Annotated in this window: 19 protein-coding genes; 11 read left to right on the forward strand and 8 right to left on the reverse strand. The window is 42.9% G+C overall.

Annotation, left to right across the window (positions count from 1 at the left end):
* Positions 1 to 19 precede the first annotated feature (19 nt).
* Positions 20 to 943, reverse strand: coding sequence for a TauD/TfdA dioxygenase family protein (locus tag QPK24_RS01475; RefSeq protein ID WP_285745570.1), 924 nt, complete (start codon positions 941 to 943; stop codon positions 20 to 22).
* A gap of 475 nt (positions 944 to 1,418) precedes the next feature.
* Between QPK24_RS01475 and QPK24_RS01480 the strand changes: the two genes are divergently transcribed.
* Both QPK24_RS01480 and QPK24_RS01485 read left to right on the forward strand, forming a co-directional pair.
* Positions 1,419 to 2,198 carry an ABC transporter ATP-binding protein gene (locus QPK24_RS01480; protein WP_285745572.1) on the forward strand — a complete coding sequence of 260 codons (780 nt, stop codon included), beginning with the start codon at positions 1,419 to 1,421 and terminating at the stop codon, positions 2,196 to 2,198.
* Positions 2,199 to 2,314: 116 nt separating this feature from the next.
* Positions 2,315 to 3,082: an ABC transporter permease gene (locus QPK24_RS01485; RefSeq protein ID WP_285749004.1), complete on the forward strand. Its 768-nt coding sequence runs from the start codon at positions 2,315 to 2,317 to the stop codon at positions 3,080 to 3,082.
* Positions 3,083 to 3,580: 498 nt separating this feature from the next.
* On the opposite strand, the gene QPK24_RS01490 is transcribed toward QPK24_RS01485, so the two are convergent.
* Entirely contained in the window at positions 3,581 to 4,792 is a 1,212-nt protein-coding gene (locus QPK24_RS01490; protein ID WP_285745574.1) for an acyl-CoA dehydrogenase family protein, read from the reverse strand.
* A gap of 69 nt (positions 4,793 to 4,861) precedes the next feature.
* Entirely contained in the window at positions 4,862 to 6,292 is a 1,431-nt protein-coding gene (locus QPK24_RS01495; RefSeq protein ID WP_285745575.1) for a serine hydrolase domain-containing protein, read from the reverse strand.
* Between the two features lie 383 nt (positions 6,293 to 6,675).
* Here QPK24_RS01495 and ypfJ point away from each other — a divergent pair, with 383 nt between their 5' ends.
* From ypfJ to QPK24_RS01525, 6 genes are all read left to right on the forward strand, one after another.
* Positions 6,676 to 7,521 (forward strand): KPN_02809 family neutral zinc metallopeptidase, encoded by an 846-nt coding sequence (ypfJ, locus tag QPK24_RS01500; protein WP_285745577.1) that lies wholly within the window; start codon positions 6,676 to 6,678, stop codon positions 7,519 to 7,521.
* A gap of 617 nt (positions 7,522 to 8,138) precedes the next feature.
* Positions 8,139 to 8,972 carry a basic amino acid ABC transporter substrate-binding protein gene (locus tag QPK24_RS01505; RefSeq protein WP_285745579.1) on the forward strand — a complete coding sequence of 278 codons (834 nt, stop codon included), beginning with the start codon at positions 8,139 to 8,141 and terminating at the stop codon, positions 8,970 to 8,972.
* A 140-nt stretch (positions 8,973 to 9,112) separates the two neighbouring features.
* The gene (locus QPK24_RS01510) at positions 9,113 to 9,766 is read left to right on the forward strand and encodes an amino acid ABC transporter permease (protein WP_285745581.1); all 654 of its coding nucleotides are present in this window, start codon (positions 9,113 to 9,115) and stop codon (positions 9,764 to 9,766) included.
* A 160-nt stretch (positions 9,767 to 9,926) separates the two neighbouring features.
* The gene (locus QPK24_RS01515) at positions 9,927 to 11,897 is read left to right on the forward strand and encodes a methyl-accepting chemotaxis protein (protein ID WP_285745583.1); all 1,971 of its coding nucleotides are present in this window, start codon (positions 9,927 to 9,929) and stop codon (positions 11,895 to 11,897) included.
* 213 nt (positions 11,898 to 12,110) lie between these two features.
* On the forward strand, positions 12,111 to 12,956 hold the full coding sequence (locus QPK24_RS01520) for a manganese catalase (RefSeq protein ID WP_285745586.1): 846 nt from the start codon (positions 12,111 to 12,113) through the stop codon (positions 12,954 to 12,956).
* A 211-nt stretch (positions 12,957 to 13,167) separates the two neighbouring features.
* Positions 13,168 to 14,307 carry a DUF2087 domain-containing protein gene (locus QPK24_RS01525; protein ID WP_285745588.1) on the forward strand — a complete coding sequence of 380 codons (1,140 nt, stop codon included), beginning with the start codon at positions 13,168 to 13,170 and terminating at the stop codon, positions 14,305 to 14,307.
* Between the two features lie 195 nt (positions 14,308 to 14,502).
* On the opposite strand, the gene QPK24_RS01530 is transcribed toward QPK24_RS01525, so the two are convergent.
* From QPK24_RS01530 to QPK24_RS01550, 5 genes are all read right to left on the reverse strand, one after another.
* A complete protein-coding gene (locus QPK24_RS01530; protein ID WP_285745590.1) occupies positions 14,503 to 15,603 on the reverse strand; it encodes a glycoside hydrolase family 88/105 protein in 1,101 nt (366 codons plus the stop codon).
* 41 nt (positions 15,604 to 15,644) lie between these two features.
* Positions 15,645 to 16,520, reverse strand: coding sequence for a carbohydrate ABC transporter permease (locus tag QPK24_RS01535; RefSeq protein WP_285745592.1), 876 nt, complete (start codon positions 16,518 to 16,520; stop codon positions 15,645 to 15,647).
* Between the two features lie 19 nt (positions 16,521 to 16,539).
* Positions 16,540 to 17,484: an ABC transporter permease gene (locus QPK24_RS01540; RefSeq protein ID WP_213533171.1), complete on the reverse strand. Its 945-nt coding sequence runs from the start codon at positions 17,482 to 17,484 to the stop codon at positions 16,540 to 16,542.
* Between the two features lie 198 nt (positions 17,485 to 17,682).
* Positions 17,683 to 19,233, reverse strand: coding sequence for an extracellular solute-binding protein (locus QPK24_RS01545; protein WP_285745597.1), 1,551 nt, complete (start codon positions 19,231 to 19,233; stop codon positions 17,683 to 17,685).
* Between the two features lie 303 nt (positions 19,234 to 19,536).
* Positions 19,537 to 21,039: an extracellular solute-binding protein gene (locus tag QPK24_RS01550; RefSeq protein WP_285745599.1), complete on the reverse strand. Its 1,503-nt coding sequence runs from the start codon at positions 21,037 to 21,039 to the stop codon at positions 19,537 to 19,539.
* Positions 21,040 to 21,214: 175 nt separating this feature from the next.
* On the opposite strand from QPK24_RS01550, the gene QPK24_RS01555 reads away from it, so the two are divergent.
* The 3 genes from QPK24_RS01555 (at position 21,215) to QPK24_RS01565 (ending at position 25,554) form a co-directional block, all read left to right on the forward strand.
* Positions 21,215 to 23,521 (forward strand): AraC family transcriptional regulator, encoded by a 2,307-nt coding sequence (locus QPK24_RS01555; protein WP_285745601.1) that lies wholly within the window; start codon positions 21,215 to 21,217, stop codon positions 23,519 to 23,521.
* A 67-nt stretch (positions 23,522 to 23,588) separates the two neighbouring features.
* Positions 23,589 to 24,377 (forward strand): NAD-dependent epimerase/dehydratase family protein, encoded by a 789-nt coding sequence (locus QPK24_RS01560; RefSeq protein WP_285745604.1) that lies wholly within the window; start codon positions 23,589 to 23,591, stop codon positions 24,375 to 24,377.
* A 211-nt stretch (positions 24,378 to 24,588) separates the two neighbouring features.
* Positions 24,589 to 25,554 carry an iron-hydroxamate ABC transporter substrate-binding protein gene (locus QPK24_RS01565; protein WP_285745605.1) on the forward strand — a complete coding sequence of 322 codons (966 nt, stop codon included), beginning with the start codon at positions 24,589 to 24,591 and terminating at the stop codon, positions 25,552 to 25,554.
* Position 25,555 lies beyond the last annotated feature (1 nt).

Raw genomic sequence — 25,555 nt, forward strand, 5'->3', positions numbered from 1 at the left:
CAGCAAGGTTGCGTAAGATCTAAAAAGGACGATCTCCCGCTATCGATACTCGCTCTGCTACCCGGCGGTGAGGAAAATAATCGGATACAGCATAATGCTGGGTTGCTCTGTTATCCCAGAAGGCTACTGAATTAGGTTCCCAGCGGAAGCGGATCTGATATTCAGGAATATGAGCCTGGCTGAACAGGTAATTTAGGAGTTGCTCGCTCTGCTCTTCTTCCAGACCAACAATACGGATCGTGAAGACCGCATTTACGAATAAGGTTTTTCTGCCTGTCTCGGGGTGTGTACGTACGATAGGGTGTTCTGCGGCCGGGAATTCGGCTTGCTTCACGTTGAGTACATCAGGCGGCAGAAAGCGGCCAAAAGTAGTGGTGAAATCGTGTATAGCGGTTAGACCATCAATGCGCTCTTTAATCTCGTCGGGCAGATTATCGTAGGCTGCGCCCATGTCGCACCATAAGGTATCTCCACCTAGAGCCGGAACTTCAGAAAGGCGGAGAACGGATCCAAGAGCAGGCTCTTGACGCCAGGATACATCCGTATGCCAGATATTTTCGTTACCAGTCATATTGGCATTTTTCTCAAAACGGGTAATCTCCTCTGCATTTCCTTGAGGCAAGAAAGGGTGTTTCTCCAGTTCACCCCACTCTTTGGCAAAAGCAACTTGTTGTTCACTCGTGATATCTTGATTACGGAAGAAGAGAACTTTCCATTCGAGAAAGGCATGATGCAGCTCTGCTTTTAATTCTGAACTGAGGGGAACTGCTAAATCGACACCTTCAATTTCGGCTCCGAGCAAGGGACCAAGAGGTTTAAGCGTAAATAAAGTGTACGGCTGCTCTGGTTGACTTCCCTCTGCTAAGCGATGCAATTGTCTGGCACCTGCTTTGAGCTCTCTGCTTGGCGCATAATTACGAGATAAATAGGCAGTTTGATTCATGATGGTCTAGCCTCCTTTTACAATGTATTCACACCTGTTTAGTGGTATTTAGCCGAAAAAAAAGGACGACAGGATTTGGGAGATCGTAAAAGAGTTTCTAAGATCTCCAAATCTCTGGTCGTCCAGTAGATTCAGCTAGATAGTGTTGCTTTGATGGACCAAATCTTATCAGTCTGCAAATCACCTTGTCAACCCTTATTTTTATTCATATAGAAATTAATGTAACTCTATTCTTTGTATGTGCTATTCATTAAAATTAATTCATACTAAAACAATCGGGTATTGACAAGATTCTTTTCCCTTGATAAGATGAGCCAAATCCTATACGATGACCCAAAATTTTGGGGACTACGAATTGACTGGAACCACCAGAGATTCGGCAAGCACATCAGGTGCTGTCGGATCTCTTTTTTTATGGACTGAATTTCAGTATTGCAAGATCAAGAACATTGATAATGAATCGGAGGGACTGTAGATGTTAAATGATGAACTGCGCTACATATTAGAGATTAATGAGGTTAGTAAGACGTTCCGAAGCGAGCAAGGCGATACCCATGTACTGGATTCCATAGATTTGTCTGTGAAAGAAGGAGACTTTACTACGGTCATCGGACCCAGTGGATGCGGGAAAAGTACCTTGCTTAAGATTATAGCAGGGCTTGATCGGGATTATGAAGGAGAGGTACTGCTCAAGGGGAAAAGGGTGGAGCGTCCTTCTCAAGAGAAAGGATTCATTTTTCAAGAACCGAGGTTATTCCCTTGGCTGAATGTAGAGAAAAATATCGCGGCTGATCTGTCCCTCAAAAATCTGGATGTAAGAAATGATGTACAGAAGCTGATTGAGCTGGTTAAACTGAATGGTTTTGAGAAATCCTATCCACGGCAGTTATCAGGCGGGATGTCTCAACGAGTAGCTATCGCGAGAGCCCTTCTTCGTAAACCTGAAGTACTGCTGCTAGATGAACCATTTGGAGCGCTTGATGCTTTCACGAGAGGGCATATGCAGGAGGCGCTGCTGGATATATGGCAAACGAATAAAACAGCAATGGTCCTCGTCACGCATGACATTGATGAAGCAGTGTTTTTATCAACCCGTGTTGTTGTGATGGACCGGCGCCCCGGACGAATAAAAGCAGTTGTCCCAATTGACCTGCCTTATCCTCGCAAAAGAACAAGCCGTGCTTTCACAGAGCTGCGTACGCATGTACTAGAAGAGCTTGATCATCGGGAAGAACAGGAAGCGTACAGTATTTAAGCAGGCGTTAGGAATACAAATATAAGATATAAAGGGGCGAAGTGAAGATGGCTTTACCACTGACATTACGAAAAAATCCGTCTGTACAAATAAGCAAGAGGCAAACTCGAAAAGGAATGGGAGGAAAAAGGAGACTCTTTTTACGAGGAGCACTGCTTCCTATAGGTATTCTTGCACTCTGGCAAATACTTAGCGGAACGGGCGTCATTTCTCAGCAGATGTTCTCCTCGCCATGGCTGATTGTAAAACAGTATTTTTATCTAACAAGCTCTGGGGAGTTACCGCATCATCTGCGGATTAGTGTCGTGAGGGCTTCGCTTGGCTTTTTATTTGGAGCGAGCAGCGGGTTAATACTCGGAATGCTTGTCGGCATGTACAGACCTGTTGAAGAAGTCCTGAATCCAACCGTTCAAATGATTCGAACGATCCCGCTGCTTGCGATTACCCCCTTATTCATTATGTGGTTCGGTTTTGGTGAACTATCTAAAGTATTGCTGATTTCGATGGGTGCATTCTTCCCGCTCTATGTGAACACTTTTCTTGGCGTTCGCAATGTGGATTCAAAACTATTTGATGTCGCTCGTGTCATGGAGTTCAGCCGTTTCTCACAAGTTGTGAAACTAGTCATTCCTGCTGCACTGCCTAATATTTTGCTTGGAATTCGGTTATCGTTAAGTATCGCATGGCTCTGCCTTGTCGTTGCTGAGTTACTCGGGGCAGATACAGGAGTGGGCTATATGATTCAAGAAGCAAGGTCTTTTATGCAAACGGATGTGATGTTTGTGGGCATTACCATTTTCGCTCTTGTGGGTAAATTATCAGACTCCGTTGTGCGGTTATTAGAGAATCGCTTGCTTCGCTGGCAGGACAGCTATAAGGGATAAGATTAAGAACAGAGGTCTCGAGGAGATGGGATTAAAGAAAAGTTAAAAGGCGAGATAAATACAATGTGAACAGGAGGGAAAGGGAAATAAGACGGGAATAAAGGAGAAATAAGAATGGGAAATATAAGAACGAGGAAAATAAGAGAAAAATAAGAGAGAGTACGAGGAAAATGAGAGGCGATATGAGGAAAATAAGAGAGAATACAAGGTGAGTTGGAAGAATATCTAATATGAGCAAGATACGAGATTTTGAATCAGGCCAAATACGAGCAAGATACGAGATTTTGAATCAGGCCAAATACGAGCAGGATACGAGATTTTAATATAATTTAGATACGAGGTTGATATACGCTGGATACGAAGTAGCTGCAAAAAGATATAAAATAAGGGGAAGTAAAAGTTAATCTGAATCATAAAAAAGCCTCCCGATCCATTATGGATTATGGGAGGTTTTTTGCAGATAGACTATTGTCTATCAGGCTGCTATCCGAAGCAGAGCTACGCTTCACTCTTCGATGAATATTCAGCAGAATGTTTGGTAATAGACCGCTTTGCAAGTTGTCCAAGAACTACGTCATCCATCGGCGGATTGTGAAGTCCAAACCGAACATCTCGGTAATAACGCTGCAAAGGACTATTCATAGAAAGGCTATGAACTCCAGTGATACGCATTGCTATATCTACAACGGAGAGTGCTGTCTGAACGGCAACTACTTTAGCTGCTCCAAGATCGGGTGCAATCTGCTGCAAATGATCTTTTGCAGGGGAAGGGCCCAGGCGCTCCACACGTTCTGCAACGCTGTATAATAGATGCCTTGCTGTAGTCAGTTCAAGTTCGATCTGACCTAGTTTTTGCTGAATATGAGGGAGCTCTAAAATAGGATGCGTTAGGCTGTTGGGCTGATAACTCGAAGCAAACCGAACAGCTTCATTACGTGCTGCCTGTGCAATCCCAAGATATACAGCTGGAATATTAAGTAGATACACATTCGGTATTCCCGTAGGTTTAGAAGGACGATGGAAGACAAGTGAATCTTCAGGAAGCAGTACTTCCTTCAGCACCAGATCATGACTTGCTGTTCCCCTCATACCTGCCATATTCCATGTAGGATCAATAGAAACCCCTGGCATATCTCTATGAATCAAGTACTCGGAGACCTCGCCTGTGTCCTCATCCGTCGCAGAGACGATAAAATAGCTAAGTGCAGTAGATAAGGAAGTGAACGTTTTTCGGCCGTTTAGGATATATCCATGGCTGTCCCTGCGTGCTTTCGTCTGCGGTTTTCCTCCGCGAGATGGGCTGCCTGTTGCGGACTCCGAGTCGGCTGCATTGATCAGTGCTCGTTTCTCTATCACATCCTTACATAAGGAGTGAAAGACAGATTCATTCCAGTGCCGCTGAAAAGCAAGGTTAAACATCGTGATGTGATGCCAGCCGATGGCAAGTGCTGCAGGCCCGTCAACCATAGCAATCTGCTCCTGACACATAAGGAAAAGAGGAAGCGAAATTGGGTTACCCCCGTATTCATTCGGTACAGAATAGGTGTGATATCCTTCTGCAAGCAGATCAGAGATCAGTGCGGAGTTGAGCTCATTCTTTTCATCAGCAAGTCTTGCTCCTTCGATGTGCCGGTTAGCCACCGTCCGGATACGGATCAGCATATCCTGCTCATGGTTCGTTCTGATAAAGGAGTCCTCAAATGGTGACAACGGTAACCCTCCCCTTTAAATAGATAGTAATGTGAGTTTATTGTTTTAATGAGCATGAATGGTATTCGTTTATTTTGCTGCGGTTACCTGTTTACGAATCTCATTCATCATCCCGATTGTATCCATGCTGGCATGATTGCCAAGAAGAACAATCGTCACTCCGTTACCTAAATCACGCATAATGCCTGTAGAATAGCCCGTTCCAGAACCATTATGGAAGACGTTAAGACCTTTGGAAGTTTCGCTGATCATCCATCCATATCCATAATTCTTTTCAGAATACGGAGTAAACATATTCTTAAGAGATTCTTCGCTGACTACTTTTCCGTCCTTGAGTGCTTGATCCCATTTGAGAAGATCGTCCACAGTGGAATAGAGTGTACCTGTTCCCGACTGGGAGACGTAATAATCTGCAGGGACCCATTTTCCACTCTGATCCACAAATCCTTTAATTGTGTTGGTTGATTTTGAAGCTGTACCTGTATCTTTCATTCCTAGCGGAGTAAACATATGTTTCTGTAAATAAGAGCCGTATTCCTCACCGGTTACTTTCTCGAGGATATGGGCTAATAAAATGTAGCCATTGTTGCTGTAGCGATATTCTGCTCCAGGTTCAGCCATCAGCTTTTTGGTACGTATCTCATTCAAGGTATCCTCTAGTGTTACTCCTTCTTCTCTTGTGAAATTGGAAGGAAGGCCGGATGTATGAGACAGCAACATATGCAGTGTAATTTCATCTCCGCGATCAACACCGGTTACGTACTTGGATAACTTGTCTGTTAACGAAAGTTTGCCGGCTTCTACTTGCTGCATGATGGCAGCAGATGTAAATCCTTTGGTAATAGAGGCAATTCGCGATTTTTGATCAGGCCGTACGAGTGCGTTTTCTTTAGATAGGCCGTATCCCTTGCGAAGGGTAACTTCTCCGTCCTTGGCGACAAGTGCAATGCCGGAGAACCCAGATGTTTGCAAATAGGAGTCAATGGATGCCGACTCTTTATTTATTTTTGTAACCTGGTCGGACTTCAGTACGATGTTCATGTGTGTAGATGTATTTGTCAGCTGAAGCGTTGATTTCATGGCATCAGATAGAGAGCGCAACGGAATCATCAGTGTTCCGGACATATTTTTGGAATTCGCAGGTAAGGTAAGCGTGACGTCATTTATCGTGATGATGTTGGTTCCTGCCTTATGGGAGATGAGATCCCCGTGATTCTCGATTTGCACCGTTTGTGTGCTTTGGTTCCACTTCACTTTTCCTTTGAGGGCTGCAGCCGCTTGTCTAAGCGGGGCAAAGGTCGTTCCATTCTGCACAAAGGGAGGGAACTCCCAAGTAACTGTCTGTGAATCCACTTCAATATTTGCAGGTTTCGTAACCATAGCTGAAGCGGCATAGGCGGTTTCGGAGAAAGCTCCGGCTGGGGCGAGAACGAGACCAGCAGCTAAGAGTACAGTGAGCAGTTTTTGCGTTGTTTTTGATGGTTGTTTAGTAAAAGTCATGAAGTAATAAATCCTCCTGTCAGGAATGTAGTCCGAATCTGTAACTTGTCTTCTAAACAAATGAAATGATGGAGAGTTCATATGAAGATACTGGTATTTATTCTAACGAAAGTAAGAGCGGTAAACAACCCATATACTGGATGTTTATTTTAATATATCCCTCATAAGAAAAGCCGCACGGAAGCGTAAGCTGTTAGCTGGAGCCCGGAGAGAACGGCCGGTGATAACTATTTTTTCTTTTTACGGACATATTCATGAGAATATTACTCTTGTCACTGGCTGAGATAATCGGCCCTTTTTAGGGTAAATCCTATTTGAAGCGATATACATATCACATGATGAGTATAGATTTTCAATATTGAATAAACCTAGGAGGGAACATTATGCAGTGGAAAGGGAGAAGGGCAAGCTCTAATGTAGAAGATCGGAGGGGACGGAAAGGAACGGGGCTGATCGGCGGTGGGATTGGGGGTATCGTTATCCTGCTGATTGTTACACTACTCGGCGGCGGAAATGCTGCTGATATACTGAGTGGTCTTGCGGGCGGAGGATCGGACACGGGGACATCTTACACGGAAACAGCGGAAGAGAAGGAACTAGCTGAGTTCGTATCTGTTGTTCTGGCTGATACAGAGGATGTGTGGACAGAGGTTTTCAAGAAGGAAGGAAAGACGTATGAGAATCCGACCCTTGTTCTCTATACAGAAAGCGTTCAGTCGGCCTGTGGAACAGCGGGCTCATCGGTAGGGCCATTTTACTGTCCTGGCGATCGGAAACTGTATATTGACCTAAGCTTCTACGATGAGCTGCGTCAAGAATTCCAGGCGCCTGGTGACTTCGCAATGGCCTATGTGATCGCTCACGAGGTAGGTCACCATGTACAGACACTGTTAGGTACATCGGACAAGCTGGCACAATACCGAGAGCAGCTAAGCAAGCGGGAATATAACAAGTATCAAGTTCGATTTGAGCTGCAAGCCGATTATTTAGCCGGTGTGTGGGCGAATCATGCGCAAGGTATGAATCTGCTTGAGGAAGGTGACCTGGAAGAAGCTCTAACGGCGGCAAGTGCCGTAGGAGATGATACGATCCAGAAGAAAGCTCAAGGCTACGTAGTGCCGGAAAGTTTTACACACGGAACATCTGAACAGAGGAAGCGCTGGTTCTATAAAGGTTTTGAGAATGGTACGCTTCAAGGCGGAGACACGTTTAGCGCGAAGAATTTATAAGTATAAGACATAGAGAGAAGGTTCTTTTCGTTTGGAAGGTGCCATCTCGGTACTACCCCCTATTCTTGTAACGAGGATAGGGGGTTTTTAAGTCTATTCTGCGATTAAAGAATATAAGCAAATGACCCGCATGGATCGGAAAGCTCAACGTTAGATATCCATATATCGGAGACCTCATGTACGTGCATCGAGGACTTTTAGGGCATTTCAATTATTCGGAGCTCTCCTCGATTTTCTGGTATTTAAAAAAGAGAATCGGGCATACACCGGAGATGTACCTATTTTTCAGCCTGTTGCTCATTTGGGGGCTGACCATGAAGAAGGTACAACTTATGCCTATGTAAAAGAAATGTTTCGTCCGCTCGCTACTCGCCTATCTAAGGGGGACCAAGCCACTAAGCCTATTTCTCAGCTTCGCTAAATGAGTAATAGATACGAAATTTGAATCTACACTGTAGGTTTATGAGCTTATTTCTGTATTAAGAAAAGCACGAGGAGAATCGTGCTTTTTATATGTGTCATATTATATGACATATATAAATAAAATAGATTGTTAAATTAACCAGTAATTGTTAGAATCTGCTTAAGATTATCCTATTTTCCGGAGGTGTTTGGTAATGAGAGAAAAGCTAAGTGTTATATTTATTGTCCTTGTTATTACTGTGTTATCAGCTTGCGGAAAGGAAGCAACTCCTGATTCGAACATAAGCGGTAAGAATCAAGTGACCGAAAATGTAAAATTTGCAACCGATGCTGCATACGCACCGATGGAATTTATGGATAAAGGAAAGATTACAGGGTTTGATATTGATTTTGTAGCCGCTGTTATGGATGAGGCGGGGATTGATCATGAAGTAATTAATACGGGGTGGGATGCAATGTTAACCAGTGTCCAGCAAGGAACGGAATACAAGGCGGGAATATCTAGTGTATCCATTACGGAAGACCGTAAGCAGACATATGACTATTCCTTGCCCTATTTTGAATCGACGAACATGATTCTATTTAATAAGGGTGCTGCGATCTCAAACGCAATGGATTTAAAAGACAAAAAAGTAGCAGTACAGGGAGCAACCACAGCTGATTCCTTAATGACGAAGATTATGGGTAAAGACAATAACAACCTGAAGAGATTAGACAGCAATGCACTTGCCCTTATGGAACTTGAAGGCGGAGGGGTAGATGCGGTTGTTGCGGACGTAGCAATCGTACAGGAATACATGAAGAATAATCCGAACAAGCCCTTTGACACCGTACTAGACCCCGAGAACTTTGCGTCAGAGTACTACGGAATTCTGCTTCCTAAAGGCAGCGAGCTAAAAGCACAGATTGATTCGGCCATTACGAAAATAATAGAGAACGGGAAATATACAGAGATTTATAAGAAATGGTTTGGCGAAGAACCGGATATGAGTCGTTTACAGGAGGAGATAAACAAATCTTCGCAGTAAGTCGGATTTTCTCAGTAAGATAGATTTTCGCAGTGAGACGGATACTTTTATCAAATTAAACAACGGAAAATAACCAGTAAGCATGTGTCAGCAAAGATGCCAGCGTCTGCTATTTTAAGCTAAGAAGAAGGAGTGCTTGTATGGATTTTCGATTTGATATCATTAGTGAATATCTCCCGTTAATGCTGAAGGGGATGCTGATCACAATCGGTTTATCCATTGTATCCATCTTGCTAGGCGCCATACTTGGATTTGTTGTCTCTCTAGGTAAAATCTCCGCAAAAGCTTATTTGCATTGGCCGTCCAGTTTATATATTAATTTTTTTCGAGGTACACCTTTTTATGTGCAGATTCTAATTATCCACTTTGGTTTGGTTCCTCTTATACTCGGAGGCTCTAATGCCATTGTAGCAGGGATTTTGGCAATGACACTGAACTCAGCCGCATATACAGCAGAGATCTACCGGGCAGGAATTCAATCCTTGGAAAAAGGACAGACCGAAGCCGCTTTTTCTCTTGGAATGACTAAATTCCAGACGATGCGGCATATTGTTATTCCGCAAGCCATAAGAAGAATGATCCCTGCTTTTGGTAATGAGTTTATCGTACTTGTTAAGGATTCTTCCCTGCTTGCAATTATCGCGATACCAGAGATTATGTATTATAGTCAGATGATGAGCGGACAATATTACGCCGTATGGGAGCCTTATCTAACTGCTGCGCTCATTTACTTCGTACTTACGTACTTGCTTAGCAAGTTTCTGAATTATGTGGAACGTAAATTAGTTTACTAGCAATCTAAAATACAATATATTGTAATATTTGAGAATGAAAGCTCATAAAAATAAACCCCCGATATGCCGATATATAAGTTACTTTTGTAATGTTCGGTCAGATAAACCATCTGAACTCATTTCATTGTAACTACTATTCAGGCAGAAGGGGGTCGTTTTTTTGAGTGAAAAACCAAAGAAAAGCTTGATGTCAATAAGAGTGAAACTGATTACTATATTTGTCCTCTTCTTGTTCATCCCAAGTATCGTTACCGCTGTATTTTCATTTCGAACAGCAGATCAGGAGATCCGCAAAGCCGATTTGGAGACGGGAAAACAATCTTTGCTGCTCGTTAGCAAGCAGATTGATTCATTATTAGAGAATCAAAAAGCAAATCTTAGCTTAATCTCCATGCAAACGAGTTCAGCCCAGATTGCGAATAGAAATCCCGCTGTACAGCAACTGATAGACAACATGAGAGACAGCAACCCGCAGATTGAATCTATACTTATAGTAACGGATGCAACTGGATTACGAATGAAATCACCATCACTCAGTAACGACGAGGCAGTAAAAGAGAAAGATTGGTATAAAGAAGCTATGGAAACGAGCGATTCAGTCGTAAGTATGCCATATAAGTCAGCTTCAACAGGTAACGTGGTAGTGACTCTAGCAAAACGTTTATCTGATGGGAAAAGTGTTGCTAGTATTCAGCTGGGACTAAATTCACTCACCTCTACAGTAAACGAAATGAAGATAGGAGAAAAAGGGGTTATTTATCTTGTTGATCAGAAGGGGAACTACCTGGTCCATACCCATTTTGGAGCAGGTTCAAGCGCCACGGAACTTCTATCTGATCAGATTGTAAGCAGCGAGGAAGGAACACTAAATTATTCGATATCAGGTCAAAATAAAAGTGGTTACTTTATAAATCAGCCGTTAACAGGGTGGAAGATCGTTGCGGAATTTGATCTTGATGAATATGAGCAAATATCTATCCCTATGTTAAAAACCGTGGGGCTTGTGCTTTTGTTTTCTTCTATTGTCGGAATACTCATCATGATCCCTGTTATTCGAAGTCTATATAAGCCGATTAGAGGACTAGTCCACGCGTCAAAAACAGTAGGAAGCGGGGATCTAACTATAGACCTGTCGGTAAAACAGCGGGATGAGTATGGACTGCTTGCAGAAGGGTTTAATAAAATGACTAAATCTCTGCGGTCCGTACTGAATGAAGTTAATGATACATCTCAGCAGCTGGCATCGTCCTCTCAGGAACTGGCAGCCAGTTCAGAGCAGACGACGAGCGCTACAGAGCAGGTAGCGAGTATTATGCAGCAAACGGCTGTAGGTATTTTACACTCCAATCAAGTGCTTAAAGAATCAAAACAGCAGGTTGCTGAAATGTCAGCGGGTATAAAAGAGATTAGTCTTCAAGCAGAAGACGTCACCTCTGCTACCGAACAAGTCTCTGCGGAATCTCAAGCAGGGATGGTGCAAATCGAGCAGGCAAGCGTACAAATGAAGCATATCGGTACGTCTGCATCCAATTTGAACGAAGTAATCGAAGGGCTTGGCAGCAAAACGATGGAAATTCGTCAGATTGTGGAGATCATCACGAATATAGCGAAACAGACCAACATCCTGTCTTTAAATGCCTCCATCGAAGCATCAAGAGCAGGAGAGCATGGACGTGGTTTTGCCGTCGTTGCTAAAGAGGTCAAAGAGCTTGCGGAGCAGTCTGCTGCTTCAGCAGCAGATATAGCACAACTTACATATGAAATGGAGCAGGGCACAACGGAAGCATCTGTTTCTATGTCCTCTGCTTCGCAGGAGATTCGTAAGGGAATTACCGCAGTTAATGAAGCTGGCGAGCATTTTAGATCTATATTAGCCTCCGTTCAGGAAGTAGCAGCAGAGATGGGGGCAGTATCTATCGCATCTAAGCAAATGGATTCTGCTGTGGACCAAGTGAATGAAGTCTTTGAGATTGCTCTTGCAATATCTGATGAGATCGCTGCTGGAGCACAGGAAGGATCTGCTGCTTCAGAAGAGCAACTTGCAGCGATGGAAGAAGTCGCTTCTTCTGCTGCAGCATTATCAAACATCGCTGATGAGATGAAGGAAATTATCGAACGTTTTAAATTATAAGAACAAACATTAGATCCATGAGTATGGTGGTAAGCAAGGTCCTGTGAGAGGATCTTGCTTTTTTGTATAGATCGTCCGTTTCTATCTAAGTGATCCAGATGAGAGGCGCAGAGGCACATAAATGGGATAAATTTCTTTTGTTTAGGTAAGAAGGAGAGGGTTTAAATACAGGTTAGAACATTACGAATAATACGAATAGAAGGAGTGATCATTATGTTTCGTCATCAGAAAGAATTACAATTTGAAGTGAAGGTAGAACGTCCAGACCCGTTATTTGCACGCCAGGTGCAGGAAGTGCTAGGTGGACAATTTGGTGAAATGACTGTCATGATGCAATATTTGTTCCAAGGCTTTAATTGCCGCGGTGAGGAAAAATATAAAGATATGCTCATGGATATCGGTACAGAAGAAATCGGTCATGTCGAAATGCTATGTGCCTTGATCAGTCAACTTATGGATGGAGCTTCACCGGAAGATCAGGAAGCAGCAGCGAAGGATCCAGTTACTGCAGCGATTATGGGCGGTATAAATCCTCAGCATTTGCTTGTGAGCGGTCTTGGTGGATTGCCAACCAACTCGAATGGTGTACCTTGGAACGGTAATTATATCGTAGCGAGTGGCAACTTGCTTGCAGATATGCGCTCAAATCTCCATGCAGAGAGCCAAGGAAGACTTCAGGTTGCTAGACTCTATCACATGACCAAAGATGAAGGTGTTCGTGCAACTTTACGTAAAATGTTGGCACGAGATCGTTATCACCAGTACCAATGGATGGCAGCCATTCAGGAATTAGAAGAGAAGAATGGAGTAGTCGTACCTGCTACCTTCCCAGGGGAAGCGGAAATGGAAGCTCAGCCTGAAGCTTATAAATTCTGGGATCTATCCGAAGGTAATGAATCCAGTGAAGGATTGTGGGCTACAGGCAGCGCACAAGATGGATCAGGCGACTTTGTATACGTAGCAGATCCTGTTCCTCAAGGTCAAGTGTACAAGCCAGAGATTCCTCCAACGAATATTCATCATGATCTGGATGCTGTAAAAGTTCCATTAAAAAAATAAATGATATCTATAAAAACCTCTGAAACCTCTGCCCCTATATAAAGGCAGAGGTTTTTTGTCGTGCACAGATTATATTCTGAGAGTATCGTCAGAGAATATATAGACATTTAACTTGTTTAGTCTACAATAAAACAAACAAACAATTATTATGTTTGACAATTAGAAAACAAGAACATAATATATCTATATAAACAAACAAGGGGGAATTGTTATGACGGACCAACACTATGATTTTGCATATGATGCCTCATTGGAGGAAATCAAGCGCGGCTATATCGAGACAGAGACTGAGTATACCTGTGTCTGCTGTGGTTATACCGCTGAAAAAGGAGTGATTTATCCTCATAATGAAGTCTTATATGAATCATTCAGATATATACAGATCCATATTCAAGAAGAGCATGGGTCGGTATTTCAATTCTTGATCTCACAGGACAAGAAAGTGAGCGGACTTTCTGATATACAGCGCAGGCTGCTGGCAGAATTTTATGAAGGAAAAAAAGATGCGGAAATTCAAAAAGAATTAGGAATCGGTTCTACTTCAACGATTCGCAATCATCGGTTTGTACTTAGGGAGAAGGAGAGACAAGCGAAAGCACTGCTGGCTGTAATGGAACTGCTGCACTCGCGAGACCACGATACCCCTGTCATGCCTGTATTATCGCCAAATAACAGAGCAGGCCAAGCTACCAATAAGGAGGTCAATTTGACCGCTGAGCAGGAGAAAGTACTGACTAAATACTTCCCTTTTGGTACAGATGGACCACTCGAGACTTTTGCAGTGCAAGAGAAATATCGACTCATTATTATGAATGAGATTGCAAAACGTTTTGACCCGAACAAAGTATATTCCGAGTCCGAAGTGAATGGGATTCTAGATCAAATTTATGAGGATTATGTGTTGCTTCGCAGATCGATGGTGGACTATGGCATACTCAGCCGGGAAGAGGATGGAAGCAGTTACTGGCTTACCCCGAAGGAAGGAGAGAGTCGTAAAATGGCAAATCGCAGAGAAGAGTTAAAACAACTGGCAAAAGAAATAAAGACAGAGGCCGGCGTTTATCAAATTCGCAATAAAGAAAATGGGAAAAGGTATGTGGCAAGTACACCCAACCTGAAAAGCCTGAATGGTCAACAATTTATGCTGAATATGGGAAGTCACCGTAACCGCAGGCTTCAAGAAGAATGGAAAGAGTATGGGGAAGAAGCTTTCGAGATTGAAGTTGTGGAAAAATTAAAAATCCCAGAGGGAAATATCTTTTTTGATGTAAAAGATGCATTGAAAAAATTGGAGGCAAGCTGGCTTGAGAAGCTTCAGCCTTATGGAGAGAACGGGTATAACGAGGCTTAAACCAAGAAAAAACCACCATAAAAAAATGTCTCGCCCTGTTCCACATGCATAAGCAGAGGTGCGGGCGAGATCTGTTAGTTTATATTATATGCCGTTTTATTGTTAATAGGTAACAAAGTGTTAGATAACCATTAATGAGCGTTAGAAAAGGGGATTTATTCTTCTACTAACGCTCATTTCTATTTTTGTGTAATGCTATTTCGTCATCTTATCCTGCATAGCAATGGCCGCCATGATAAATGCACCCACGCCATGCAGATCGTTTTTGCTTACTGGGCGAGTTACATAATTCTCGTAATCCCCTGCAGAGGTACCGATGCATATAGACGGCATTACCAAGTGTCCCAGTTCATCGGTTTCCATCATCTGAACGAGTCCGGCAAAACCTTTGCGGGCAGAGGACATACAGGAAACGTCAGCAGCAGACTGCTGGACAGCCCTAGCAATCGTATAAACAAATAAGCTTGAGCAGGAGGTTTCCACCCAGTTATCCGGATGGCTGCCTTTATCGACAACTTGATACCATAGGCCTGTCTCTTCATCTTGATAGCGAATAATTGCTTCTACGAATGCCCGGAGCTCCTCTTTCAGTTCAGCATGGCTCGGATGCTCCTCTGGGAGCAGTGCGATAAACTCAGCAAGTGCCAATCCATACCAGCCGAGCGATCGGCCCCAGAACTCAGGTGAACAGCCTGTGTCAGGGTCTGCCCACGGCATCTGCCGGCTTTCATCCCAAGCGTGATAAAGCAGCCCCGTCCGCTCATCCTTCATGTATGTACGCATCAGCCGTTCTTGCCGTAATACTTCTTCCCGCAGTTCCTCATCCCCATAGGTGTCAGCATACTTTAGAGCAAAGACACCGCCCATATATAGTCCATCCAGCCACATTTGATGAGGATATTTATCTTTGTGCCAAAATCCGCCTTCTGCAGTTCGGTTTAAGGTTCCAAATAAACTGCGGAGCTTCTCTGCTGCCACTTTATATTGCGGTTTCCCCGTCCGCTCTGCTTGGCGGAACAATAACAGCCCTGCCTGTATGGAGTCCAGCTCGTCCCGTGCGAAGAATAGGTTTCCTTGCTCATCCACTAGATCATCGATATACCCTTGAATATATTCGTCATACCGAGTCTCTCCTAACTGCTCAGCAATCTGCTCAACCCCGCATAAAAAGACACCCTGATGATAATGCCAGCGATGGGCTGGCGGAAGTTCGCCTGGTTTATACGTTGCCATGATGGCATCTGCCGCAGCTGCAGCCCATTGCATAGGTGTTTTTGCCACATCTGATTTAATCATCTGATCTACTCTCCTTTAATCGAGTTTAGGCCGATATCTCTTTATCCTTTAATAGAACCAAGCATAGCTCCTTTGGCAAAATGCTTTTGCAGGAATGGATATACTAGTAAAATCGGCAGAGTAGCTACGACGATTACCGCCATCTTGACCGATTGATCAGGCGGGGGAACAGCAGAATCGAGGTTTGAGCTGTAATCCATCCCCGATGCAAGAACAACGATCTGACGAAGCAATACTTGAATCGGCCACATTTGGCTGTCGTTCAAATACAGAATAGCGCTCAAATACGTATTCCAGTAGGTAACGGCGTAAAAAAGAGAAATGGTTGCAATTGACGGCAAAGAGAGCGGCAGAACAATGCGAAATAAGATTCCAAAGTCATTACAGCCATCAATTTTAGCTGATTCTTCAAGTCCTTCGGGTATGTTCTGAAAGAAGTTCTTGAGTATAATCATGTTAAATGCACCAATCGCGGATGGCAGTATAAGTGCTGCGTAGCTGTCAATCAGGCCAAGCTCTTTAACTACTAAAAAAGTAGGGATCATCCCGCCGCTAAACAGCATCGTAAATACAACGAGGAACATAATAACGTTTCGTCCGTCTAGATCGCGGCGCGACAATCCATAGGCCATTAGCGACGTAACGAACATACTGAGTAGTGTCCCTATCATCGTAACACCAACGGATACACTGAGTGCTCTGAAAATGGTATCCGTCGAAAAAATAAACTTATAGGCCTCAAGACTCCAAACCGTTGGAATAAGAACAAATTTCTTGGCTGCAATCTCGGCGTTCGTCGTAAACGAGCCCGCTACCACGTGGATGAACGGGAGCACGGTAACAAGTGCGATAATCGTCAGCAGCGTATAGTTAACCGCAACAAACAGTCGACCGCTAAGCGTACGATCTTCTACCATAATGAATCCTCCCTTGGCATTAATAGATGCCTTCTTCACCCATTTTTTTGGATAAGTGATTTGCCAGCATAACGAGTACTAAACCAACAAGTGACTTGAAGAAGCCGACTGCCGCACTATAACTGAACTGCATTTGTCTTAGTCCAGCGGTATACACATAAGTGTCAATTATTTCAGCAACATCCCGATTCATTGAATTGAGCAGCAGGTATACGTGCTCAAAGCCAAGCTCCAGAACATCGCCAATTTTCAATATTAATAGAACGATAATTACACTGCGAATGGCAGGCAGCGTGATATGCCACACTTGACGAAGCCGTCCTGCACCGTCCATCCTTGCTGCTTCATACAGCTGAGGATCTACTGCTGCAATTGCCGCCAGATATATAATGGTTCCCCAGCCCGCTTCACGCCAGATCACCTGAATAATATAGGTCGGCCGGAACCACTCAGGACTAAGCAGGAAATTAATTTTGCTAAAGCCAAGTTGAACAAGCAGTTCATTGACGATGCCGCCGTCCATGGTCAGCATGACATAACTGATGGATACGATGATGACCCATGACATGAAATGGGGCAGATAAACCAAGGTTTGAAAAAATCTTTTGAAAAACGTAATTCGCACCTCATTAAGCATTAAGGCCAAGATAATAGGTATGGGAAAGTAAAATAGCAGGTTCATGCCAAACAATAGTAAAGTATTAGATAAAATATTCCAGAAATCAGGCTCAGTAAACAACCGCTCAAAATGCTTAAATCCTACCCATTCGCTCCCTAGTATGCCTTTGAACGGTTTATAGTCTTGGAACGAAATGACTAGTCCAAACATCGGGATATATTTAAAGATAAGAAAATAAATAATGCCGGGCACAATCATGAGATACAATAATTTGTTTCGCCAAAATCGCTTGCGCCATGCGGGCTGTGTCTTGGTAACTTGTCGGCTGATCACGGTCTCCTCCATAAGTCCTCATCCTTCCAAAGTTGACTCCCCCTAGGGGCTAAGACCCTGCTGTGGCATCATAAGCAGTGCGAGCAGAGCGTTCCTTACGTGAGCCTCATATATAGCTGCTGTTCTTGAATACAGGCTCTATCTAGGAAACGATCTGCATGCACTGCCTTCTGCCTAAGCGAGAGGCCGATTTATACGGGCCGCCTGCTTTTATTTTTTGTAACTTGCATTAAACTCCTCGATCATTTGCTCGCCGCCTTGCTTCTTCCATTTCTCAATTTCCTTCTCAAAGCCGGCTTGGTCGATTTGTCCATAGATAAACTTGTACGTAGCATCAGTAATCGTCTGTTGCAGCTCTACGCCTTTCAATGCATAGGTAGCTGAATCCAGTGCAGCAGTAGGGTCTTTCACGCCGTACTTCTCATTCTCCTTAATAAGCTCCTCCGCATGAATGCGTCCTGGCAGCTCATTTAAGCTCTCATACATGCCATTGGTTTCTGCTTCACCGATGACACTGTCCTTATAGCCCTTCACTTCACGTTCTGTCAGTTCCTTATCTTCAGATGGCTTCGCCTTTCCATCTACAACGGTATAGTGTGTGCCTTCGATGCCCCAGAACATGAGGTTAGCTACTTCTGGAGTCATCATTTTGTCGAAGAAACCTAGAATTTTCTTGAGTTCTGCCTCATCCTTAACTGCTGTTTTTGGGAACAATACCAGGTTGTTATAACCTGCAATCATCCATTGATGAATGTTGCCGTCTGGGCTTTTCACCATACTGTGCGCATCAAGAACAGCGGTTGGTACGTTTTTGATAAGGTCCTTATCAAGGGTTGTAATATCCGGCATAGATCCGCCGATATAAATCCCTGCTTTACCACTCGTGAATAAGTTAACAGCATCTGTTTTACTTGTTGCAGCAAAATCTTGGTTCATGTAACCGTTATCACGAAGAGATTTAAAAAAGTTCATAGTATCGATATATTCAGGGAACATAAATTCAGGCAGCAGCTTGCCGTCTTTCTCGCCCCAGTTGTTCGGTGTTCCGAACCAGGAGGATACTGTCTTAAAAGCACCAAAGACGAGCTCATTACGATCTGCGATACCTGTTGTATCATTTTGTCCATTGCCGTCAGGGTCCTGCTCAGTAAATGCTTTAGCCATAGCAAACAGCTCTTCTGTTGTTTCAGGAGGAGCAATATTCAGCTTATCTGCCCAGTCTTTACGATAGATAATTCCTTGACGGGCAAGCGGGCGGCCGAGATATAAAGAATATAATTTGCCTTCGACCTTTGTATTATCAAGTACTTCTGGCTTCAACTTGCTGAGATTAGGGAACTCGCTTAAATAAGGGCCAATCTCCCAGAACTGTCCTTCCTTAATTGCTTCACGCATGAGCAAGAAGGTTGTAGCATTTTTTAAATATGTCGCTTGCGGCAGGGAGCCGGTAGCAAATGCAGTGTTTAACTTCTCCTCGTATGTATCTGCTGGGAAAAATTGATACGTAAGTTTTGTGTTTGTCAGCTTCTCTAGTTCATTTTTAATGGTGTCAGTTGGAGTCTCCGCCGTATTCAGCGGCAGCATGACGGTAATTTGTGCTGGGCTGTCATCCTTCTGTGTACTGCCGTTAGCGTTGGAACCCGTATCACCGGATCCGTTAGATGTTGTGCCTGTACCGTTTCCGCCGGAGCAGGCAGAAAGAAGCAGTGTTAGGGACATGACAGCACTTAGAGCCAAGGATAAAGGCTTTTTCTTTTTCATTCCTTTGTGACCTCCATTTAACGATGAGATTTGGCTTACACACTAAACACTACCGAATGGCGTATGTATCGTATACAATCATTTGCTCATATGCAGGCATAACCATAAGAGTCTGATGAAATGATTATTGCGTGGGAAATGATGAACTAGTTTTGTAGGACAGATAGGGAGAGCAAAGAGGGGGAATTGCTGCTAAGAGTGCTGCTCGAGTGAAGGAGAAGAGGGAACATTTACTTGCATGATGCAGCAATATGCTAAGAACCCCAAGCTGTAAACTGCTTGGGGTGAATCCAATTGTTAGTTTTATAAAGCTTCAGTTAACTCTTTAATAATGGTATTGCCGCCATTTACACGCCAGCGCTTTGTCTCCTGCTGAAATTCCTGCTCTGTTAAGTTGCCAAGAATATAATTGTAGGTAGCGTCCGTAATAATTTTACTGAGTTCCGCGTTCCGCTCATCATACGTCTTTGATTCCAAATGAGCCGCAGGGTCTGCAACAAGGAAGTTTTCATTATCCTCGCTAAGCTGGTCCGCTAAGGCTGTTAAGGGCTCTTTCTCCGTGACGTCCATAACACTTGGGTTATTCATGTCGGCAATCATCAACATATAAAAAGCATTCACTTCTTGAATACGCAGCTGAGTGGTTTCTTCCGGAAGACGGACTTGGCCGTTCTCCAGTATATAATGCTTACCTTCTATGCCATATTTCAATAAATTTGCTATATCCTTATTCATTGTGCGGTCAAAGAAAGCTAAGATGTGCTTTAGTTCTTCTTCTGTCTTAATGGCCTTTTTGGAAAATAAATATAATCCATTGTAATTCGGTATAGACCATACCCGGTATCCGTCAGGCCCCTTAATCCGGTTGGATAACGTAAATGAAGCATCCGGATCAATTATTTTAGCTTCCTCATATAAGCGCTGAATATCAGTCATGCTTCCAATATAGACCCCGGCTTTGCCGCTGATGATCATATTTCGCTGCACTTCTTTGCTTGTCACAGCAAAATCACGGTTAATGAGCTGCTCATTATATAGTTTTTTAAAAAAGTTCATTGTCTCCATATAAGCTTGTGTCTCAAACTCTGGTATAAATGTGCCATCCTCCATACTCCAGTTATTCGGTGTTCCGAAATACGAGCTGACGGTCTTGAACGCTCCATAGATTAGATCATTACGGTCCGCAAGGCCAATCGTATCTGCCTTCCCGTTCCCATCAGGGTCATTATATGTAAAAGCATGAAGAACCTCATACAATTCTTCAAGCGTTCGCGGCACGGTAAGTCCAAGATGATCAAGCCAATCCTGCCGAATGATTACGCCTTGTCGTGACGATGGACGCTCTGTATATAAACCATAGATGCGATTATCAACAGATGTTTGTTTCAGAATATCTTTATTTAAGTATTTAAGGTTAGGATAATCCTCTAAGTAAGGTCCGATCTCCCAGAATGCGCCGGATCTTATAGTATTCTTCAGGAGAAGATAGTCCACATTTCTAACAAAGGTCACTTTCTTTAAGGAATTCGTTGTTAAGGCAGTATTCATCTTATCGCTATAGATACCATCAGGAATCCAGTTAATATCTAGGCTAAATCCGCTCCATTCTTCCAGCAAGGAATGCATTTCATGACTTGGGGGTGTAGGGAAGTGAAGGGGGAGCATGATGGAAATGGGTGAATCCCCTATCGAGGCAGCATTGGGTTGTTCTGAAGAATTATTACTGCATGCGCTTACAAATAGAAGTATAATGAAAATAATGGAATATGTTACAAATGCTTTATAGACTGATTTGAACCCTTTCATCAGCATTCTGCCTCCCTCTTAATTAGAATGAGAGAATCGCTCGCATCCCTAATTCTTACCCTTGAATCTAAGATCATGATTATCTGACAGGTAGATGATTATTGCTTGAAAAAGGGCTGTTCTACTACAATAACAGTACGATAAATATGACAATTGAAGTGTAGGTGATCCTAACATGCGTTCTTTAAGTTTTCTATCCAAAATGACGATCTTCGGGTTCTTATTAAGCACGCTTCCGGTTATTTTTATCGGTACCTTCTCTTATTTAACATCTTACAATGAAATTCAGAAAAACGTAAATGAAAGCAAGTTAATGTTAATCATGCAAATTAAATCCAATGTAGAGCAAAAATTAACGACTGTCAACCAAACACTTAATCAGGTAATAAATTCATCATTTATGAAGAAAGCTCTTAATTTAAATATAACTGAAAACGATTTCATCATGTATAACGACTTGCGTACAGAAATCCGCTATATGCAATCATTCGATACCAAGCTCGAAGATGTCATTCTTATTAATGATCGTTATAACTGGATGATTAAAAATTCCGGTCTATATAAGTTTGATGAGTATCCCTATCATGATCAGCTGGCGAGCCTGATGAAGCTTCCTGATTCAACCTCTTGGTCTTTAAATCCATCTACATGGTTCTACAGCGAAGAAAATGCCAATAATTCAGCCTGCTCCTACAGCATAGGTCTTGTGAAACATCTCCCTTCGAGAGGACTTGATCCATATGGGCTGGCAATCGCGAGCATTCCCGCCTGTGATATACAGTCCTTGCTGGGTACGAATCCATCCGATCTAAGCGGACTGATGATTCTGAATGAGCAGGGGAAAATTATTTTGCACTCGGATGAATCATTAATTGGCGAGCCTGCGGAGAAGACAGGCATTCAAAGTCTTACTCAATTGAACGGTGCTTCGGGTCAATATAAGTCTCATATTGGGGATGAACCTTTTTCCATAACCTATTATCGTTCTGATTTTAATGACTGGACTTATGTCAGCTATGATTCTATTCAAAGTATGACCAGTGAATCCAAAAAAATTGGAGCGTATACGCTTTATGCCTGTTTACTGATTCTGCTTATTTGCATCACGATTGCCTGGCTGGGTTCAAAACGGATGTATTCCCCTATTAAATTACTACTGAAACAATTTGGCCACCGGAGTGTAGATGAGAAGACGAGCAACGAGTTCCAACTGATTGGAGAGCAGGTTCATGCTTTATTTCAGTCAAAATCGAGATTAGAAGATGAAGTAAGAAAGCAGCTTAAGCAAGTGCGTACCTTTTTCTTAATTCGTGCTTTCCAAGGCAAGGTGAAGGCAAAAGAGCTGCATGACAAGCTAGAGCAGTTTGATTACGGCCGGCAGCTTGAGGAGTGGAAGACAATGTCGGTGCTTACCATACAAATAGGAACACTTGAGCAAACGAGATATGAGAAGCAGGATTTAGAGCTCTTATTATTTGCTGTGCAAAATATGGTGGAAGAGCTTATCCCAGAGGAAGAACAGCTGGCTCCCGTGATGATTGACCATACGGTTGTTGCCCTTATGGGCAGCAAGGAGAGTGAAAAGACGTCTTTTCAAGCTAAAATCTATACCGCAACAGAGCAGCTAATGAGTGAGATTACAAGTTACTTAGGCGTGCAGGTCAGCATTGGCATGAGTCTTCCGTTCCATGATATCCGCACCCTTTCAATCGCTTATAAAGAAGGGTTAGAGGCGTTAAAGCATCGCATGACTCTTGGGGACGGCATTATCATTCAGTTCGAGAACATTAACTCGGGAAAACCTTACTTAAAACTCAATTACCCCAATCATCTAGAAAATGAGCTGCTGGATGCGATTAAGCTCGCAAATGCTGAGAAAGCAAAAGATCTGCTCGAACAGCTGCTTAGGCATGTGTTTGCCACGGAGATGTCACCGCAGGAGTACCAGATTCCGTTATCGCGTCTGCTGAATAACCTGCTGATTACGATGCAGGAATCCGGTATTAGCTTGAAGCAGATTTATTATGGAACAGGAACGTTGTTTGAGGAATTGCTGGATTGCCATATTGTAGCTGAAATTGAGGATTGGTTCTGGACAGCTGTGATCCATCCGATGATTAAGGTGTTCCGAGATCGTCAGGATGCACAGTATCACAACATATCGGAGAAAATAATTGAGCTTATTCATCGTTATTATGATACCGATCTGACACTCGAAGAATGTGCCTCAAGGCTTCACTACAATGCTAACTACTTAAGCAGCGTGTTTCGAAAAGAAACAAATTACTTTTTCAGTGAATATTTATCTGCTTACCGATTTCAAATCGCGAAGAAGTGGCTGGCCGAAACGGATATTCCCGTAAAAGACATTGCGGCAAAGCTTCGGTATAACAATTCGCAGAATTTTATTCGTTCGTTCCGTAAACAGGAAGGGATTACGCCTGGTCAATACAGACAAAAAACGATGCAAATCGAAGCCTGATCTTGTGATATGTCTATCGGTTTTTGGTTAATACTTTCTGTGATGACATAAAACAGGGGGTATTGGCATGGAACGTGACGCAGAACGTAAAAGGATACTGATTACGGGTGCGGCCGGCAAAATTGGAAGCTGCCTTGCTGCAGGTTTACGAGAGACGGGCAAATACGAAGTGATTGCAACAGATCTGATTGGGGACGAAACGAAGAAGATACTGCCGCTCGATGTTACAAATTCAGACCAAATGCTGAAACTTACCAAGGGAGTACACACGATCCTCCATATTGGATGGGCTAAAGATGAGGAAGACTTCCTTGGTAAAGTACTGCCGATCAATGTAACGGGAGCGTATTACTTATATGAAGCAGCAAGATGTAACGGCGTAAAGCGGGTTATTTTTTCAAGTTCAAACCATGCCACGGGATTCTATAAAGTAGGAGAAGAAGTCGATGTGAATGACCCCTATCGTCCAGATAGTTTTTATGGACTGAGCAAGTGTTATATCGAACTTCTTGGCAGACTGTATTCGGACAAACACGGAATTTCTTCGATTAACATCCGAATTGGTAATTTCCCAGGTGATAATAAGCCGCATTCCGAGCGTGCAGCGCATATATGGATCTCAGAGCGAGATTTAGTACAGCTTGCAGACAAATGCATAGAAGCACCAGAGATACATAAATTTTTGAGTCTATATGGCACTTCTGCCAACACAGATAACTACTATGATATACGTTACCTTAAACAGCTGATCGGATATGAACCTCAGGATGATGCAGCAGAACTCATGGAACAGTTCGAGCGACAGGGACAACAGGTGAGGCAAGATGAGACAGAGTATCAAGGCGGTAATATATAAAAGGGCGGCTGTGTTTATAAAGGATATGGTAATACCTAGTCAAGAAGACGGAGCAGATGCGTAATGCTTCGTCTTTTTGGGATTTTCAAATTAAATTATTGACAGATTTAGTAAATGGGAATAACATTCACTAATGCAGATATTGATAATCATTATCAATTAAGGCGAAGCTTGCTAATATTGTGAGACCATTTACGAGGGAGATAAAAAAATGAAGAAGATGTTCGTTCCTTTTATGTTAATTTTGGTGCTTGTTATTGGTGCCTGCAGTAATGCGGAAAGTGGAACAAAGACGGCAGATATTCCCGCATCTAAATCGAATGAATCTGGGCAAACAAACGAATCTGGACAAGCTGCAGAATCTGGTACGATTACATATCAGTCTGAAAGTGGACCTATAGAGGTTCCAGCTAATCCGCAGCGTGTTGTCATTCTGTCTGGCTATACAGGAGATGCGATTTCTCTAGGTGTGAACGTGGTTGGTGTTGATTCCTGGTCCATGGCTAATTCTAGATTCAAAGAGAAACTGCAGGGAGCAGTGGAAGTTTCAGATGAGAATCTGGAAAAAATCATTGAACTGGAACCAGATCTTATTCTAGGATCAACTGATGCTAAAAATCTGGATAAACTGAAGGAAATCGCTCCAACGGTTACTTTCACTTATGGAAAAGTGGATTATCTCACACAACATTTAGAGATAGGTAAGGTGCTCAACAAAGAGAAAGAAGCAGAAGCTTGGATTGATGACTTTAAGAAACGTGCTAAAGCATTTGGTGAAGAGATTAAAGCAAAAATTGGAGAGGATGCTACCGTTACTGTCCTTGAGAGTTTCGATAAGCAAATGTACATATTCGGAGATAACTGGGGTCGCGGAACAGAAATTCTATATCAGCAAATGGGTTTGAAAATGCCGGAAAAAGTAAAAGAAATGGCACTCAAAGATGGATATTATGCGGTCTCTACTGAAGTTCTTCCTGAATACGTTGGAGATTACCTTGTGATCAGTAAATATGCAGAACAAGATAATTCGTTCCAGGAGACAACAACATACAAAGACATTCCTGCGGTAAAGAACGGTCACGTATTTGAAACCAATGCGAATGAGTTTTTGTTTAATGATGCGTTAACGCTGGATTATCAGCTGGAATTCTTCCGCGAACATTTTCTTGGTAACTAAT

This window comes from Paenibacillus polygoni (assembly GCF_030263935.1).
Taxonomy (GTDB): domain Bacteria; phylum Bacillota; class Bacilli; order Paenibacillales; family Paenibacillaceae; genus Paenibacillus; species Paenibacillus polygoni.